This is a genomic window from Domibacillus sp. A3M-37, from assembly GCF_024213455.1.
GTDB lineage: Bacteria > Bacillota > Bacilli > Bacillales > Domibacillaceae > Domibacillus > Domibacillus tundrae.
This window is the reverse complement of record NZ_JANAVL010000008.1, coordinates 36,131-54,496: the sequence shown is the minus strand read 5'-3', so window position 1 is coordinate 54,496 and position 18,366 is coordinate 36,131. Positions and strand designations below refer to the sequence as shown.

Below are 18,366 nucleotides of genomic sequence, written 5' to 3'. Positions count from 1 at the left end.
TCATTATATCCCAGCTTAAGTCAGCCCGCTACTATTTCACTCAAGACAAAAAAAAGCTTCCTGTATTTTTTTAAAAAAGCAATAAAACAGCAGCTGCTGTCGGCGTTAAAATAATGGCCGATTTCAGCACAGGCTTTGGCACAATGTTCGTAAATTTCGCCCCGATGTATGCGCCGCATGCGGTACCGATCAGCACTTTCAGCAATAAGAAGACATCAATAAACCCTTCGGAAAAATAACCGATTCCACCGCCAATCGCAAGCGGCACAATCACGAGCATCGTCGTCCCGACCGACTGCCGGATGGTTAAATGAAGCAAAATCATCAGGCCAATTTGAATAAAAGGCGCTGATCCGATTCCGAATGTGCCAGACAAGGTACCTGCCAGCAGGCCCAGAAAAATACCCTTAATCCAGATTACATGGCTTTTTTCATCAACCGGCTTTGATGTATCTTTCAAAAATAATAACTTTATAAACAGCAAAAAAGCGGATAAAAACAGCATACCCGCAGTAAGCCAGTGCAGGGATTCTTCTGGTATGACTGCCGCCAGTTTAGCACCGCCAAATGAACCGGCCGCTGCAAATCCACCGACAATCAAGCCTATTTTCACATGGGTATTTCCTTCATGGTAATGGCTATATGCACCGGATATACTTGTAAACGCCATTGCCGCAAGCGATGTGCCGAGCGCCATATGAATCGGCACGCCAAAAAAAACGGTCAGTACCGCAATCACAAAACCTGCTCCGCCCGCACCGATAAAACCGAACAGCGTGCCCAGCAAAAACATCATCAATACAATTAACATACTTTCAACTCCAGCCTCTTGCCTCTTCCTTCTATTGTAACAAAGATTGACTATTTTATTTTTAGGCTCTGTTAAAGTTGGCTGTTGATATTTGAAGGTTTCCACACTATTAAGCATTAGTTGACAGATACTGTTGATTAACTTTCTTTATTTGTATAGGTACATTATAGTCTTTAAAGCGAATAAGCGTTTCCCACGTCATTAAGAGTGCTGACGTACTAAAACTGTTATCATAAAACGGTTTTCCTTTTATTTCAAATGTAATTGTTCCATCAAAATACGTATCATCTGCTTGAGCTGCCAGGTTACTTAAAGTAACTTCCACCGCTTCTTCATCGTTGATATTTGGTAATATGCCATTTTCATTTTCAATGTAGCAGCCATTTTCATCCCACATACTGATTGACGTTATAATTCGAAATGTCATTCCAGCACCTCAATTCTGCCGCTTAGTTGAATATAAAACAGTTTAATTATTCTTTCTGTCATAGATACTTGCCTTGTCAAAGCAATATAATTGCATTCCGTTTACTAATTAACAGTAGACCAAAACTGTTGACTAAAAAATTGAGCTAAATTAGTCCACTATACGAAAAAGTTGTTTTAAGAAATCATCAAATGTATCTGCCATTTTGATATATATCCAGGACATTTTCTCTGTTGAGTAATCTTCCTGTATATATTGGATAGGAGGGTTTTCTTTTGTAAATCGGTAATCCATAACAAGCCAGTGATGAAAATCCCACCACAACACAATCAAATCCTTCGGTAGCTTTACCTCTTCAAGTAACTCTCCTGATGATATAAGGCTCACATCATCTTGGTCAAAATGGATAGGTTCAATATCTAACTCGTACTTTCCTGGCCTGTCAGGAAACATAAAGTAAGGGTACATAAGTTGACCGCCATTTTGTTCTTTCATTAACTGTTTGAATGTTTCTGGAAATGTAATATCTAATATAGATTCTGCTTTTTGAATGATTTCATCATTGATTGGATATTGATGACGCCAAGTATTCTCTTTATCCCAAAAGTTTTTTCCGTTATAATACTCCTTCATGTTTCTATCCCCTATGGTTGTGGCAAATTACGTTTTTTTATCGTATCATTATTCTCTTATATATTTATAACAGAATAGCAGCACTTAGTTAATCAACAGTACGTCCATATAGCGTACCAAAAACCAACACAGATTTTATCAACATTAGACTTTAACAGAGCCTTTTCTTAAAATAGCTTTGAAAAACAGCCTTTTTTTCTGTTTTTATTTATTTTCCGATTTTTTGTCATCCGCGAGAAATTGCTGCATAAAGTATACATCAAACCCCATTTTCTAAACATCTTCATAAAAGGGGTGGTACCTTGCAACGTCCTCTGTAAGTAAAGATGACTCAAACAATAATTACTAACTTACGAAATTTTTTTTGCTAAATAAAAATAGAGAGCAGAAACAAACAAATAAGGGATGTGAAGGGGATGCTGGGAAAAACGTGGTTGGGAGCCTCTAAGCGCTTCGTAAACGAGTTAGCGAAAGAGATTCATAAAAGAGAAAAGAAACAAGCAAAAGACAAAGTCACTTTGTACAACGAACTATCCCATGATTTGCATACGCGTATTCATTTTCTTCGTGATGCGGAAGGGGTGATGAAGACCATTCTTTCCAATGTCCATTCTGGAGAAAAAGACGCGGAACTGGATAAAGAGCTTCATTTAAAACTAGGCTACTATATTGAGCAGAATAAGAAACAAGTAGAGTCTCTACCCGTGCTCCGCATTCCTGACCAGGTTTCAGACTTGTACTTCGAAGCAATGGATTATTATGATGCAGCCCTAAAGATTATCCAGCTTTTCATGAACAAAAGAGCATTTAATTTATATTGGGAGGAGATACACGAACTTCGAGGCAAATTGAAGCGTGAGGAAATTTCCCGAGACCAGTTCGATAGAGCGAGAAAGAAACTATATATTCCAGAAAAAGCACCAAAAGACAAAAGAGAGCTTGTTCAAATGAGAAGCGATGTCTTCTCTCAGCTCATGCTGCTGGACGATAATACCGAAAGCATCCTGAAATTATTATCCCAATAGAAATATCCTCTGTACTCGGCGGTAGTTGGCACGTCAGACCTTAATTCCCTATTGTTTAGATTGGAAGAGAGGAAAAAAGCTGGAATTAATGATTTACTACACACAGCTGGAATCGATATTTTCCGATTCTTTTTTTATGAACTGAATGCTTTTGGACAAAAACTGCTTGTTCTACATTCATGCGGCTACCTGCCTGTTCCTTTCGGTGATAAACCGGATAGGATACTATACTTGCCACTAAAAAAGGAGGCGGGTTCCGCATGAGGGACTTATCCCAAAGAATGTACCTGAATATGGTAGAAAAAACTGTTTTCTTTTACAGGGGTCGAGTTTGAAGAACATGCGCAATTTTTGTTGATATTGTGTGACCCAAAGTATCGGATGACCAGAATATCAAAGAACCGGCGCATCGATGGGTATAAGAAATAGATTGGCATGAAATGAAAAAAAAGGGCAGCGATATTGTTATTTATTCGATGTATGGAAAATATTCTTCCACCACGCCAAAAGCAGCCATAAAAAAGATATGGAAGGACCTCCAGGATGCACTGAATTTTGCCGAAGAAAAGGGGTGCCAGCTAAAAGTCTGGAATTTGGTTATTAACTATGCACTGGATACGGATTTAAACGAAAAGCTCTGTTAAACTTGACTGTTGATTTTCTTATTAAGCTCCCATGTAAGAACGAGTTGCCTTACATAATCTGTGGTGCAATGCTTGCGCTGCATGGATGGCTAACGGGGCAGGATAATTTAATATCGAAAAATCCAAATTTCGTATAATATTATTTGATAAAGTGAATTGTTTATACGATGGGGGAAATTATGAAAATATTTCAAGCGACAATTGAGGATTTAGAAGGCGTGTCAAATTTATTTAATTTGTATCGGATGTTTTATCAACAAGAATCCGATTTAGAAGGTGCTAAAACTTATATAAAAGAACGTATAGAAAGCAAGGAATCCGTTATATTTGTTGTTAAAGACAAACAAAAGTATGTAGGCTTTACTCAACTTTATCCTACATTTTCATCCATATCTATGAAAAGAGCTTGGATATTAAATGACTTATATGTAGATGCAGAAGCTAGAAAACAAGGAATAGGAGAAATACTCTTACATAAAGCTAAAGATTTCGCTATTGAAACAGGTGCTAAAAGTATTAGTTTGAGTACAGCACCAGATAATTATTCTGCCCAAAGACTATACGAAAGAAATGGATATGTTCGGGATTCGCAATTTTATCACTATGAATTAAGTCTGAAATAACAATCGTCTGTTCCATTATTGAGCTAACGAGGTGCGATAGTTCAATAGATGCATAAATAGCCACTTAACTAGGTGGCTATTTATTTGGTCCTAAAATCAACAACAAACGATAACAGAGCCTATTTTTAAAAAAGGGCTGTGCCAAAAGTGAGTTCCTTTTGCACAGCCCTTTCATTTTGGATTCCCCTTTTTATCTTACTTTCAGCCGGGCGATAATCTCGTCTGTTACTTCTTTCGTCGTATGCTTACCGCCGATATCACGTGTTAAGAACCCGTCGCTTGTTACACTTTCTACTGTATCAAGCAGCACGCGTCCCAATTCTTCTTCGCCAAAATGGTCGAGCATCATTTTGGCTGTCCAAATTTGCCCGATTGGATTGGCCATTCCTTTACCCGCAATATCCGGTGCGGATCCATGAACCGGTTCGAACATGGACGGGTATTTTCCGTTCACATTAATATTAGCGGCCGGCGCAATGCCAATGCTGCCCATAATCGCCGCGCCAAGGTCGGTTAAAATATCTCCGAATAAGTTGCTGGCGACAATGACGTCGAACCGGTCCGGCTGCGTCACAAAAAAGGCCGCCAATGCGTCAATATGCCGCGAGTCGGTCTCGATGTGCGGATAGTCTTTTGCCACGTCTTCAAACACACTGTCCCAGAACGGCATCGAGTAAATAATCCCGTTTGATTTAGTTGCACTCGTCACACGGCTGCTCCGTTTTTGCGCTAGTTCAAATGCAAAACGCATTGCACGCTCGGTTGCTTTTCGTGAAAAAACTGCATTTTGAATGGCGATTTCGTCGTCGCCCTGATACATGTTGCCTCCAATTGAACTGTACTCACCTTCACTATTTTCCCGGACGACCATAATATCAAAGTCTTTAGGATTGAGAAGGGGCGAGCGAATGCCTTTTATCACTTTCGCGGGACGGAGGTTAATCGACTGTTCGAATTCTCGACGGATTTTAATAAGCAAACCCCATAGTGATACATGATCCGGCACTAGATTCGGATCGCCAACTGCTCCCAGGAAAATACCATCAAATTGAGTAAGCTGGTCCATCCCGTCTTCCGGCATCATCGCCCCATGCTTCAAATAATAGTGGCAGTTCCACGGGAAATCTGTAAATTCAAACGTCAATCCTCCGTGAATTTCTGATACCGCTTTCAAAACATCTGTTGCGGCTGCGACAACTTCCGTGCCAATCCCATCGCCAGGAATGTTGGCTATTTTCAATTTTTCCATCTATGTATTCCTCCCTTTTTCTTCTTTATTATAGAGTTTTTTCATTTTTAATGACATTAATATTCTTTTTCAGAAAATTATGGTATAGTATTAGTATCTAGTACTAATCCTTTCATGCAGGAGGAAACAATATGCAGCGATACCGGAGAAGAAATACCCCAGCTTTTACGTTTTTGGCCTATTTTACATTGATTGCAGGTGTTGCCTTGTTTTCGATCGGTCTTTTCAACGCGGACATGGAGCTTAACGAAAAAGGTTATTATATTGCCGTTATGATTCTTGTGGCGGTTGGTGCGATCTTAACGCAAAAAGTAACACGTGATAATGCGGAAGACAATGAAATTATTGCGGAAGAAGAAGAACGAAGACGCGGAAGCATAAAGCCGCCTTCTGAATAATATTTATAAAAGATGCCATCTGCGCATCTTTTTTTGTTTCACGTGAAACAATTTATCCAAAGCAGATGGTTAGACGGAGACGCGCCGCCGCTATATAATCAACTGCAAGGATTAGGAAAGGAGAGGTTCATTTTGACTGTAAAAATCAATGTGTACTCCGATTATGTCTGCCCATTTTGTTTTTTGGCGGAACAGCCGCTTTATGAGGCAATTGAAGGAAAAGACGATATAGAAGTCGAATGGATGCCGTATGAACTGCGTCCGTATCCAAATGAAACACTTCGTCCGGAAGACAGCTACCTGCAGACGACATGGAAGCAGTCCGTATACCCGCTCGCAAAAGAAATGGGGATTCCAATCGTCCTGCCGAATGTATCACCTCAGCCTTACACGCACCTTGCGTTTGAAGGCTATCAATTTGCGAAAGCAAACGACAAAGGAAATGAGTACAACGATCGGATGCTGCGTGCTTTTTTTCAGGAACAACAGAACATTGGCGATGTGGATGTGTTGACAAAGCTTGCCGGTGAAATTGGCTTAGATGAAGGAGCATATCGTGCAGCAATTGAAAATCGTACGTATAAAGAGGCGCACGAAAAAGCGTTGGATCATGCTTATAATGAAGCAGAGATTACAGCTGTGCCGACATTTATGATCGGAAGCACAAAGGTGTCTGGTATTCGCTCAAAAGAAGCACTCGAGCAAATCATTGAACAAGAACGAAAAAAACAAACGAAAAAAGTGACACTGCTGATGGATGGCCAGTCTTGCGGCATTGATGGCTGTTCATAAGAAAAGCGCAAGGCGCACAGCTTTAGACGAGCACTGGCGGAGGCGTTTTGTGCCTCCAGAAGGGCTTGGCTTTTTGAAGCAAAGACTAAGAGCACAGCATCCTGCTGCAATGCCTTCTTGACTCACATCCTGTGAGCCCTCGAGCCAATGGCGCCTGAAGCTGGACACTGTCTAAAGATATACACTTTCTTAATTTCATAAAAAAACCGTCCAATTCAGTTTGGACGGCTGCGCCACTTGTGTCCGACCCTCCGTATGCGGTGAGTCGTTCATGGCGTTCTTTTTTTTTGATTAAAAACATGATAAACTCTCCTGTTTGTTATCTATTAACCGGCAAGCGAATATAGAAGGTTGTGCCTTCTCCAAGCTTGCTGTCAACCGAAATATGGCCGCCATGTTCGTGAATAGTTGTATATACCTGTGTCAGGCCAAGTCCCGTCCCGTCCGCTTTGCTTGAGAAAAAAGGTGTGCCCAGCATATTCAACTTCTCTTTCGGAACCCCGACTCCTGTGTCCGTGACTTGAATATGAATCCACTGATTCTCGCAGTAATGAATAATTTTAATTTTTCCTTTTTCACTAATCGCTTCCAGGGCATTTTTTATTAAATTAAAAAATGCTTTTAAATATAAGTTCTTTTTGCCAAGAATCCATTTTTCGGGATCCCGCAAGTCCATTTCCACTTCTACATTATACAGTTTGTCTTGAAACAACAGCATTAACGATTCCAGTTCCTTGTAAAAATAAATCGGCACGAGCGGTTCATCCTGCAGGTCCGGTTTCGATACTTGCAATAAATTTTGCAGTGTCATGAGCGCTTTGTCCAGTTCATTTTCCATCGTTTGCAGATACGGGTGTGAATGAGATTCTTTCAATAATTGCAAAAATCCTTTCACCGCTGTTAGCGGGTTTTTCACTTCATGTGCAATCCCTGCTGTAATTTGCCCAATTGAAGCAAGTTTTTCCCGGTCGCGCAGTATTTTTTCCGTTTCTTTGCGGATGGAAATATCCCGGAAGACCGTTTGCATGGCTTTTCGATCGCCAAATATGACTGGACGACAGTAAAGCTCCACTTCCACCATTGTACCGTCAGCCCGAATCACTTTCTCTTCGATGAGCGGCGCCAGTTCATTGCCAGTCATGCCTTTTTGAATACGCTTTTTAATCATCTCATGTGATGCCGGCTGGAACACAGAAAGAACATCTCTGCCGATTAACAATTCTTTTGACGCACGAAAAAAAGCAGCACTCGACTCATTAATATACACAATCTCATAATCAACATGAATAACAATCGCCTCGACTGAATATTCAACAATATTCCGATACATTTCTTCTTTTTCTACGATGGCCCGATTGGTTTGGTTAGGTAATACATCTGTCAATTGCCTCCCTCCTCTTTCTCCAGATTCCCCTGTTTCTTTCTTCAATTCGCTGTTGATAGCGCTTTTTCCTTTTTGAACAGAAAAAAACCATGCTTAGTCTATGACCGCATGGCAGTTAACAACATATTTAATTGGTTAGATAAACGTATCTTCTCCTAGAATATCCGGGATCTGAAGTAAATCAAAGACGATTTGAACATTTTCTTTTACATTCACAATTTTCTTTGTTCGTTGAGTGAATGCACGATATTTAATAACAAACTCATACCAGAAGAATCAACAAAACGATGATAGAGATAAGTTTATTATTGACTGCTGCTTTTTCAACCGCAGGAAGCAGCGAGTAGATGGCGGCTGTTCCGCGCATTTCTTTCCGAAATGAATATTAATTGAATAAAGAGGAAACTTTAAGATTTGTTATAAACGCTGCTTTTCATAACGTTTAAATTTAGTCATCGCTACCATTCCTAAAACAGGACCGATTCCAAGTAGAATAAATACCCACTCCCACCCCATGTAAGGCTGCAGGAAAGAAATAAGGTTAATAGATAGAATTGTGATCAGAAATCCGATACTCATTTGAAATGTCAGCGCGGTGCCGACATATTCCGTTTCTGCAAATTCAGAGACCGCTGCAGAAAACTGGGCGGAGTCCGCAATAACAGAAAATCCCCAAATCATTGCAATAATGATCGTTAAAACGACCGATTGTCCAAACACTAATCCAATTAACATTGAACAGGCGGCACTAATGCCCATTGACCATATTGTTAAACGGGCTCGTCCTACTTTGTCTGCTAATACACCTCCGACTACACAACCGGCTGCGCCTGCCAGGCCGATCGCCAAAAATGAGAACAAGGAAGAACGGACCGAGCCGCCCGCTGCCAAAAAAAGCGGCAGCCACGTCCACATCGCGTACAATTCCCACATATGGCCGAAATAACCGTAGTTCACCAGCATGACAGGCTTATTGCGAACGACTTTGCTGATCATGTTGAACGAAAAAATAGATGCTGTTCCTTGCTGAGGCGCATCTTTGACAAAACCGATCATGATCATCGCTGCAAAAGCGGATAACCCTGAGCTCATACCAATCACAATTTCCCAATTTACATCTGACGCGATCAGCGCAAGCATGTGAGGCAGCGCCGAACCGAGCGTTAACGCACCGATCACAATACCGATTGCAAGACCCCGCCGCTTCGGAAACCAAAGCGTCAGCACTTTCACAGCGGTCGGATAGACGCCCGCAAGTGCCGCACCAGTCAAAAAGCGCAGAGACACACCTTGAAAGGCATTGTCCGCAAATAAAAGCATGCTATTGAGCACTGCCCCGGCCAAAGCGGATACCATAAATAACTTTCGCGCATTAAAGCGGTCTGCCAAGCCAAAATAGGAGCTGGTTAACGCGCCTGCCGTAAATCCCGCCGGCACGGCCGCGGATATCCAAGGTTTCGCTGCATCTGTCAGCCCCCATACCTTTGTTAATTCATCAATAACGACTGAGGCGCTGAACCAAAGGCTTAAGGCAAATAAAACCGCGGTCGAAATCCAGCCCAATGCGCTCCATTTTGATTGTTTCATTTCGTTCATCCTCCGTGTAAGTACCATATATTCATTTTACACACAAAAAAGATATGGTGTTGAGCAGAAATGGTTTTCGTCAAAATATTTTGTTATAAAATCTAACATGTTTATTGCACCTCTTCTTTTTTCAACGTATACTCCGGAATATCAAACACATACAGGCTCTCATTATCGTAATCGAGAACAAAATTGCTCTCTAGGGTTCCGGTTGAAAAACGTCTGGTCCGAGAGAGAGCGTACAGTTTTACTGTATACACGGAGGGATAAAAGCCCGGGAGAATTTTTTTATAAAATTCTCCCGGGTTTTTTATTTTTCCGACAAATCCGGAAAAGAGGGTGAATGAACATGAACGAACAACAGGCACTGGTCAAATCACTAAAGCTGCACCAAGTCGTTTTTATGGGTCTTGCTTGGATGACACCGATGATTTTCTTTACGGTGTATGGCGTCGCATTTGAAGCGGCAGGTGGAATGATGGCTGCTGCATATGTGACAGCATTTATCGCAATTTTCTTTACTGCCTATAGCTACAGCCGTATGGTTAAAGCATATCCGACCTCAGGTTCTGCTTACACATACACGAAAAAAGCGATTCATCCGAAAGTTGGATTTTTAGTCGGCTGGGCTTTGTTGATGGATTACATTTTTTCACCGATTATTGCCGTTTTGACATTCGGCATTTTTATGAATACAGAGTTTCCGGCAATCCCGATTTTCGTCTGGATCATCGTCATGAATGTTGTCCTTGCCATTGTGAATATTGTCGGCATTAAATCTGCTGCACGTGTAAGCGGAATATCTGTCCTCGTGCAGATCGGCTTTATTCTTCTCTTTTGTACGCTGATTGTTAAAGATGTTATCATCGGCGACACTGGAACAAGCTCTTTATTCTCGCTTGCACCATTTTTCGGAGACCATGTCGCATTTGGCGCTGTATTTTCAGGCGCGGCGCTCATTTGCTTCTGCTTTCTCGGGTTTGATGCGGTTACGACTATGGCAGAAGAAACAATTGATGCCAAAAAAACGATTCCTAAAGCCATTTTCCTGATTGTATTAATTGCCGCATCGATGTACATTGCCATTTCATATTTAACACAAATTGCTTATCCTAATTTCACCTTTACAAATCCAGATAATGCGGCGTACAGCCTTGTACAGCTTGTTGGTGGAAACATGCTAAGTTCGCTGTTTATTATGGTTCTGATGGTCGCGACATTTACACAAGGTGTTTCATCTGTAACAAGTGTCAGCCGATTCCTTTATGCTCTTGGACGCGAATCCATTTTGCCGGAAAAATTTTTTACATCTCTTCATCCGAAATATAAAACACCGGTTGCGAATATCCTATTTGTTGCCGCTGTATCATTATCTGCTGTATTTATTAATCTCGATACAGCTGTTATGTTTGTCAGCTTCGGTGCCCTGACCGCTTTTACATTTGTCAACTTATCAGTCATCGCTCATTACTATGTAAAGCTGAAAAAACGTTCGTTGAAAGAAACATTTTTGTATCTAATCTTCCCGCTGATCGGCGCTGGTTTTATCGGCTGGCTGCTCACTCTTTTGGATAAACATACTCTTATGTATGGAGTCACTTGGGTAATCGTCGGATTTATTTATCTAGCCTTCAGAAAATCATGGAGTTCATTCAAAGAAGATAAATTAGAGGTTCCAGCAGAATCATTGGCTCAAAGAAAAACAATGTAAGATAATCTAACATAATGATTGTTTTCAATTTTCCCAGAATGTTATACTTTATTTATAAATCAATAAAGGTTTCCACACTGCATTGGAAACGAAAAGCTGTCTAGGGTTCCGTTTAAAGAGTCATTCTTTAAAGTCTGGTCCGAGAGAGAGCGTGCAGCTGCTGTTGCATACACGGAAGGATAAAAGCCTGGGAGACGACAATCTCTCATGCTTTTATCCTTTTTTATTTTCCAGCTTTAGGCGGACGGCCGCCTTGCGCTTTTCTAATTTTAAAAGGAGGCTGTTTAACATGACTGCTATTTCAACAAAACTAATTCCTGCCGGGGGCAAATGGTCCGGCCGGATCAGCCGCGGCAAATCGATCACGTTTACCGCAATGGAAGACGGCGCCAACATTTCTCTTCTTTTATATAACGCACACGATACAGCTGAACGATACAATATGCCTGATACGTTAAAAGCGCAGTATACCGCTCACTTGACGAAAGGAAATGTCCTCATGAGCGATAATGGCCGTGTACTGGCAAGCATTGCAGATGACTCGCTCGGCTGGCACGATGCGATTTCCGGCTACACATCCCGCAACATGATCGATGCACGCTACGGAAAGACGACGTATCAGGAAAAACGAAACGACTGGTACCGAAGCGGCGAGGAAAACTTCGCAGTCGAGCTGTTTCGAAATGGACTAACGACGCGTGATCTCGTTCCCGTTATTAATCTTTTTTCAAAAATATACTGCATAGAAGACGGCGCCATGCATTTTGTTTCCGGTCACTCAAAAAAGGGCGACACGGTTACTCTACGGACCGAAATGGACGTCTTGCTCATTTTATCGAATACACCGAATCCGCTTGATCCGAGCACTTCTTATCCATCCGTGCCTGTTGAAGTAACAATTACGGATGCAGCTCCGGTTCAGGAAGACGACTTTTGCTTGAACCACCGCCCGGAAAACCGGCGCGCGTTTGAAAATACGTGGGATCACACACTGCTCACTGAAGGAGGCATTCGATAATGGCTGTTTTACATCATGTTGTAAGCGAACGAAAAGCGGAGGCGGCTTTTTATAACGAAATCATTCCTGCCGGCGATGGCTGGACGTATACGTTAGAACCCGGCCAAGTGCTTCGCATCGTGGACCTTGAAGGAAATCAAGCAGCAGATACGCTCTTTTATGACGCAGATAATCCTGCTGATCATTATAGTGCAGTAAATACCATTCAGCGTCAGGGCAATGTTTATTTAACAACCGGGTCTGTCCTTGTCTCTGAGTCAGGCAAAGAGCTGGTAAAAATTGTGGCCGATACGTGTGGAAACCACGATACAATCGGCGGTGCCTGTTCTGCACAAAGCAATACTGTGCGTTATTCACACGATACACTGCCAATGCACAACTGCCGTGATACGTTCATGCTTCAGCTTTCGAAGAATGATCCGCGCTTTACAAAGCGCGACCTGGCACCAAACGTCAACTTTTTCATGAATGTACCAGTTACGCCAGACGGCGGTCTGACATTTGCGGACGGCGTATCCGCTCCCGGCTACTACGTAGAAATGCAGGCAGTGCGCCGCACACTCGTGTTAATCAGCAATTGCCCGCAGTTAAATAACCCTTGTAACGCTTATAACCCGACACCGATTCAGCTATTGGTCTGGGACAACAATTAAAGGAGCGATGACAATGTTTACAAAAGTATTAATTGCCAACCGCGGGGCCATCGCGGTCCGTATCGAACGTACCCTTCGCCGTATGGGCATCGCTTCTGTTGCCGTATATACAAAAGCCGATCAGGACAGTCTGCATGTGGACCTGGCGGATGAAGCGATTTTGATCGGTGAAGGCGCAGCGAAAGACAGTTATTTAAATACAGACCTTATCTTGAAAACGGCCATTGAAACAGGTGCACAGGCGATTCATCCCGGGTACGGATTTTTAAGCGAAAACGCGGATTTCGCCCGTGCCTGCCGCGAAAATGGCATTTCCTTTATCGGTCCGACGCCTGAACAGATGGAATTGTTTGGCTTAAAGCATTCTGCCCGCGAAATGGCAGAAAAAGCCGGGGTTCCTCTCCTATCCGGGACAGCTCTTATCACTGAACTGGAAACCGCTCTGTCAGAAGCGGGGCGCATCGGCTACCCGGTTATGCTGAAAAGCACAGCGGGCGGCGGCGGAATCGGCATGCGTATTTGCGCAGATGAAAAAGCGCTTCGGGATGCGTTCCCTTCGGTCTGCCGGCTGGCCGAAACGAACTTTAACAATGGCGGCGTATTTTTAGAAAAATATATCCAAAAAGCGCGGCACGTAGAAGTGCAAATTTTTGGAAATCGATTTGGCGAGGTTGCGGCACTCGGTGAACGGGACTGCTCGATTCAGCGGCGCAATCAAAAAGTCGTGGAAGAAAGCCCCGCTCCCTGCCTCTCTTCTTCTATTCGTGAACACATGCTTTCGTCTGCGAAACGGCTGGCGGAGGAAGTCGGCTACCGAAGTGCTGGAACCGTTGAATTTTTGTACGATCCGGAAGCGGAACAGTTTTATTTCCTTGAAGTAAACACACGTCTTCAAGTGGAGCACGGTGTTACGGAGGAAGTGCTGAACATCGATTTAGTGGAGTGGATGGTTCGCGAAGCAGCTGATGAACTGCGGGGTCTCGATCAATTGTACGAAGCACCAAAAGGACACAGCATTCAGGCACGCCTTTATGCGGAAGACTGCTTAAACGATTTTCGTCCAAGCGGCGGACAGCTTGACCACGTCCGCTTCTCTGAACAAGCCCGGATCGAAACATGGGTGCGGGATGGCCTGACTGTTACGTCTCTTTATGATCCGATGCTCGCCAAAATTATCGTTCATGCGGAAACACGCGAGGAAGCGATTGATAAATTACATGAAGCATTAAATGAAACGCGCCTTTATGGTGTAACAACGAACTTGCAATACATTCAAGCACTGCTGCAGGAAGAAAATTGCCGAAACGGTCTCGTTCATACACGTATGCTGGAGAATTTTGCACCGGCTGAACGCGCCATTGAAGTACTTGACGGCGGCATTCAAACAACGGTGCAGGACTGGCCTGGACGTGTCGGCCATTGGGACGTTGGCGTACCGCCATGCGGACCAATGGATCCTTTTTCATTCCGAATTGGCAATAAGCTGCTTGGCAACGATGATCAGGCAGCGGGACTTGAGCTTACATTGCGCGGCGGATCCTATCGTTTCCGTGGCGATACTGCTTTTTGCCTGACGGGTGCGGAGATGAATGCTTTATTAGATGAAGAAACGGTACCAATGTACAGCGTCATCCAGGCAAAACGCGGACAAGTGCTGACATTTGGTGAAGCCGAAACAGGCATGCGGGCTTATTTCCTTATCGCGGGCGGATTGGATATGCCGCTTCATCTTGGCAGCGCGGCAACCTTTACGCTTGGCGGATTCGGCGGACATGGCGGACGGGCGCTGCGCACTGGTGACGTATTGCAGATAAACGCTGCGGACATCCCTTCTCACGCAGCACTCAAATTCGACGAACAGCCCATCTTAACAAAAGAGTGGACGATCGGTGTTATTCCGGGACCTCACTGCACAAATGAATTTTTACTGCCGGCGTATTTGGATCAATTAACCCAAACAAGCTGGGAAGTCCATTTCAACAGCTCACGCACAGGCGTCCGTTTAATCGGTCCTGCGCCGCTTTGGACACGTGAAGATGGAGGTGAGGCCGGTCTTCACCCTTCCAATATTCACGATAACGCCTACGCCATTGGCACGCTTGATTTAACGGGTGACATGCCGATTCTGCTCGGGCCGGATGGACCAAGTCTCGGTGGATTCGTTTGCCCGGTTACGACGGCTTCAGCTGAGTTTTGGAAAATCGGCCAGCTTCATGCCGGCGACCGCATCCGTTTTCAGCTGCTGACGCTTGAAGAAGCAGACGCCCTTCGTCAGGCACAGGAACAGCACTTGAACGCTATCGGTTCAAAAACAGCTGATTATTCTCTTCCATCTCTTCCAAAAGAACCGGCCCGGCTGTCACCGGATTATCCGATTCTCGTTGAGCATTCAACAAGCCGCTTTCCGATGACAATCCGGGCAGCAGGGGATGAGCATGTCTTAATTGAATATGGCGATATGGAATTGGATCTGTTGCTTCGATTCCAGGTCCACGCTTTAATGGAGGCAATTCAAGCGCGTCCGGATATTCCAGTATTGGATTTAACACCGGGCATCCGTTCCTTGCAGGTTCATATCAACGCATCGCAAATGTCGATTACCGATCTTTGCAATGTAATTGCTTCGATCGATGAAAGCCTGCCCCCGCTTGAAGAAATTGAAGTCCCGTCCCGTGTCGTGCGCCTTCCCCTTTCTTGGGATGATCCGGCGACGCAGCTGGCCATTGACCGATACCAGCAAAACGTTCGTCCAGACGCGCCTTGGTGTCCTAGCAACCTGGAATTCATTCGCCGGGTAAATGGCTTAAAAGACATTGAAGACGTGAGACGCATTGTATTTGATGCCAACTATCTCGTCCTTGGCCTTGGCGACGTGTATCTCGGCGCACCGGTCGCGACACCGGTGGATCCGCGACACCGTCTCGTGACAACAAAATACAATCCGGCTCGTACGTGGACACCGGAAAATGCCGTCGGAATCGGTGGCGCGTATATGTGTGTATACGGTATGGAAGGACCTGGCGGCTACCAGTTTGTCGGACGTACCGTGCAAGTATGGAATCGGCTGCGTGAAACGGAAAGCTTCCAGACCGGTAAGCCGTGGCTGCTCCGCTTCTTTGACCAAATTCAATTTTATCCGGTCAGCGCAGATGAGCTGCTTGATATGCGCGAAGACTTCCTGCGCGGACGATTTGAAGTAGAGATTACCGAAACAACATTTAAGCTCGGTGAATATTTATCTTTCCTCCATTCAATTGAAGAAAGTGCCGGAGACTTCCGCAAAACACAGCAGGCGGCTTTCCATGCCGAACGCGAAAGCTGGCGTGAGCTCGGGCTTGCAGAATATGTGTCAGAACATGAGACCGCAGAGCCAACTGAAGAAGTTCTTGCTGAAGGAGCTGAGGCAGTCCGCTGCACAATGCCCGGAAGTGTTTGGAAAGTCCTTGTGTCCGAGGGCGATAAAGTGAAAAAAGGCGATATATTGATCATCGAAGAAAGCATGAAAATGGAGTTTCCTCAGCCGGCGCCAAATGACGGGTTTATCGAATCCGTTCACGTGTCACCGGGTGATGAAGTCCATGCCGGTCAGCTTATTGTCTCGATTACAAAAGAAAAGCGGGGTGCATCCAATGCAAACGATGAACGTGCCGAAAACATTGTCCATTCTTGAATTAAAGGAAAACTATCAGTCGGGTGCTTTAACGCCTGAAATGGTCATCGAACAAATTATTAAACGCGCTGCAGCAGACAAAGACATGAACATTTGGATCACGCCGCCCTCATGGACATTTATTCGTCCGTACGTAGAACGGCTAAAAACAATAAACCGTGAACAGGCCCCGCTTTGGGGCATCCCTTTCGCTATTAAAGACAATATTGACCTCGCCGGTGTGCCGACAACAGCCGGCTGTGCGGAGTTTGCTTATACGCCTGATGAGCATGCAACTGTTGTTCAGCGCTTAATCGATACCGGTGCCATTCCGGTCGGAAAAGCGAACCTGGATCAATTTGCAACCGGTCTTGTCGGCACAAGAAGCCCCTATGGAGAAACGAAAAATGCGCTGAATCACGATTTGATCAGCGGCGGCTCAAGTGCAGGATCCGCCGTCTCCGTCGCGCGCGGCCAGGCTGCTTTTTCACTTGGCACCGACACAGCGGGGTCCGGCCGTGTGCCGGCGGGACTTAACCGCCTCATCGGCTACAAGCCAAGCCTTGGTGCATGGCCGGTAAAAGGGGTCGTTCCAGCTTGCGCAAGCCTTGATTGTGTCACTGTTTTCGCAAACGGCCTGCATGATGCGGACCTTGTTGATCAAGCCGCCCGCGGTTTTGATGCCAATGACCCGTGGTCCAGAAAGATTACACGCCAATCGGCGGCACTTCCGAAAAAAGTATACGTACCAAATGAACTTCCCCTCTTTTATGGTCCTTTTGCTGACGATTACAAACAAGCATGGCAAAAAGCCATTTCAAAATTGAATGAGCTTGGTATACCAGTTGAGACGTTGGACGTCAACTATCTATCCGAAGCGGCTTCTGTTTTATACGACGGGCCTTGGGTGGCAGAACGCTGGGCCGATCTGGGCGAATTTATTACGAAACATGAAGATGTCGCTTTCCCGGTAACCGAAGCCGTGCTTCGTTCCGGCGCAAAACCTGATTACAACGCTGCTTCTGTTTTTAAAGCAATGCACTCATTACAGATTTCCAAACAAAAAGCGCACCAGCATTTGGAAAATGCGGTATTGATCATGCCGACAGCCGGCGGTACGTGGACACGTGAAGCTGTTCGGGAAAACCCGATTGAAACAAACAGTCAAATGGGTCTTTACACAAATCACTGTAACCTGCTCGATTTATGCGCCATTAATATTCCAGCTGAAGACGCCGCAGAAAATATGCCGTTCGGTATTACACTGTTCTCCGGAAATGAGGATGAACATTTGATTACCGGGCTGGCGGATCTTTTCCTGTATGGACATCGGGCGCCGGAGCGCAAAAAGACAACGCTTGTCGCGGTCTGCGGCCTTCATATGAGAGGGTTTCCGCTTGAAAAACAAATGAACGAACATCGCGCCGTTTTCATTCGTGAAGCAAAAACCGCTCCGCATTATCAACTCATTCAGTTAAACACAGCGCCGAAAAAGCCCGGATTAATCCGAATGAACAAAAACGGCTCATCCATTGAACTCGAGCTATGGGAAATGCCGATTAGTGAATTAGGGTCATTCGTTTCCCTTATCCCTGCTCCACTAGGATTTGGCACAATTGAACTCGAAGATGGTACGCACATGCAAGGATTTCTTTGTGAAGCCAGTGCAGCAAAAGACAGCGAAGATATTTCCTCACTCGGCGGATGGAAATATGTATAACATAGAAAAGGGGGCTATTTTAAAAGCCCCCTTTTCTATGTT

16 protein-coding genes and 2 riboswitches are annotated in these 18,366 nt (G+C 44.4%); of the genes, 10 read left to right on the top strand and 6 right to left on the bottom strand.

Annotation, left to right across the window (positions count from 1 at the left end):
• Positions 1-70: 70 nt before the first annotated feature.
• From NLX67_RS13380 to NLX67_RS13370, 3 genes are all read right to left on the bottom strand, one after another.
• Positions 71-811, bottom strand: coding sequence for a sulfite exporter TauE/SafE family protein (locus NLX67_RS13380; protein ID WP_254312071.1), 741 nt, complete (start codon positions 809-811; stop codon positions 71-73).
• 109 nt (positions 812-920) lie between these two features.
• On the bottom strand, positions 921-1,238 hold the full coding sequence (locus NLX67_RS13375; protein ID WP_254312070.1) for a hypothetical protein: 318 nt from the start codon (positions 1,236-1,238) through the stop codon (positions 921-923).
• A gap of 150 nt (positions 1,239-1,388) precedes the next feature.
• On the bottom strand, positions 1,389-1,871 hold the full coding sequence (locus tag NLX67_RS13370) for an SMI1/KNR4 family protein (protein WP_254312069.1): 483 nt from the start codon (positions 1,869-1,871) through the stop codon (positions 1,389-1,391).
• A 416-nt stretch (positions 1,872-2,287) separates the two neighbouring features.
• On the opposite strand from NLX67_RS13370, the gene NLX67_RS13365 reads away from it, so the two are divergent.
• The 3 genes from NLX67_RS13365 to NLX67_RS13355 all read left to right on the top strand — a co-directional run bounded on the left by NLX67_RS13365 (position 2,288) and on the right by NLX67_RS13355 (position 4,163).
• Positions 2,288-2,896 (top strand): hypothetical protein, encoded by a 609-nt coding sequence (locus tag NLX67_RS13365; protein WP_254312068.1) that lies wholly within the window; start codon positions 2,288-2,290, stop codon positions 2,894-2,896.
• A 440-nt stretch (positions 2,897-3,336) separates the two neighbouring features.
• Positions 3,337-3,540: a hypothetical protein gene (locus NLX67_RS13360; protein ID WP_254312067.1), complete on the top strand. Its 204-nt coding sequence runs from the start codon at positions 3,337-3,339 to the stop codon at positions 3,538-3,540.
• A gap of 179 nt (positions 3,541-3,719) precedes the next feature.
• Complete coding sequence (locus tag NLX67_RS13355; protein ID WP_254312066.1) at positions 3,720-4,163, top strand: GNAT family N-acetyltransferase; 444 nt, start codon at positions 3,720-3,722, stop codon at positions 4,161-4,163.
• A gap of 190 nt (positions 4,164-4,353) precedes the next feature.
• On the opposite strand, the gene NLX67_RS13350 is transcribed toward NLX67_RS13355, so the two are convergent.
• A complete protein-coding gene (locus tag NLX67_RS13350; protein ID WP_254312065.1) occupies positions 4,354-5,412 on the bottom strand; it encodes a tartrate dehydrogenase in 1,059 nt (352 codons plus the stop codon).
• A gap of 131 nt (positions 5,413-5,543) precedes the next feature.
• Between NLX67_RS13350 and NLX67_RS13345 the strand changes: the two genes are divergently transcribed.
• Complete coding sequence (locus NLX67_RS13345; RefSeq protein WP_046179562.1) at positions 5,544-5,810, top strand: YiaA/YiaB family inner membrane protein; 267 nt, start codon at positions 5,544-5,546, stop codon at positions 5,808-5,810.
• Positions 5,811-5,942: 132 nt separating this feature from the next.
• On the top strand, positions 5,943-6,602 hold the full coding sequence (locus NLX67_RS13340; protein ID WP_046179563.1) for a DsbA family oxidoreductase: 660 nt from the start codon (positions 5,943-5,945) through the stop codon (positions 6,600-6,602).
• Positions 6,603-6,921: 319 nt separating this feature from the next.
• On the opposite strand, the gene NLX67_RS13335 is transcribed toward NLX67_RS13340, so the two are convergent.
• Positions 6,922-7,986 (bottom strand): ATP-binding protein, encoded by a 1,065-nt coding sequence (locus NLX67_RS13335; RefSeq protein WP_254312064.1) that lies wholly within the window; start codon positions 7,984-7,986, stop codon positions 6,922-6,924.
• A 417-nt stretch (positions 7,987-8,403) separates the two neighbouring features.
• Positions 8,404-9,573, bottom strand: a complete 1,170-nt coding sequence (locus NLX67_RS13330) for an MFS transporter (RefSeq protein ID WP_254312063.1) — start codon at positions 9,571-9,573, stop codon at positions 8,404-8,406.
• Positions 9,574-9,761: 188 nt separating this feature from the next.
• Positions 9,762-9,856: riboswitch (guanidine-I (ykkC/yxkD leader) on the top strand.
• Positions 9,857-9,922: 66 nt separating this feature from the next.
• On the opposite strand from NLX67_RS13330, the gene NLX67_RS13325 reads away from it, so the two are divergent.
• From NLX67_RS13325 to atzF, 5 genes are all read left to right on the top strand, one after another.
• Positions 9,923-11,284, top strand: coding sequence for an APC family permease (locus NLX67_RS13325; protein WP_254312062.1), 1,362 nt, complete (start codon positions 9,923-9,925; stop codon positions 11,282-11,284).
• 89 nt (positions 11,285-11,373) lie between these two features.
• Positions 11,374-11,480: riboswitch (guanidine-I (ykkC/yxkD leader) on the top strand.
• 93 nt (positions 11,481-11,573) lie between these two features.
• A complete protein-coding gene (locus NLX67_RS13320) occupies positions 11,574-12,302 on the top strand; it encodes an urea amidolyase associated protein UAAP1 (RefSeq protein WP_254312061.1) in 729 nt (242 codons plus the stop codon).
• A complete protein-coding gene (locus NLX67_RS13315; protein WP_254312060.1) occupies positions 12,302-12,955 on the top strand; it encodes an urea amidolyase associated protein UAAP2 in 654 nt (217 codons plus the stop codon). The genes NLX67_RS13320 and NLX67_RS13315 overlap by 1 nt, the downstream gene beginning before the upstream one ends.
• A gap of 13 nt (positions 12,956-12,968) precedes the next feature.
• Positions 12,969-16,625 carry an urea carboxylase gene (gene uca / locus NLX67_RS13310; protein ID WP_254312059.1) on the top strand — a complete coding sequence of 1,219 codons (3,657 nt, stop codon included), beginning with the start codon at positions 12,969-12,971 and terminating at the stop codon, positions 16,623-16,625.
• A complete protein-coding gene (gene atzF, locus NLX67_RS13305) occupies positions 16,585-18,324 on the top strand; it encodes an allophanate hydrolase (RefSeq protein ID WP_254312058.1) in 1,740 nt (579 codons plus the stop codon). The genes uca and atzF overlap by 41 nt, the downstream gene beginning before the upstream one ends.
• Positions 18,325-18,366 lie beyond the last annotated feature (42 nt).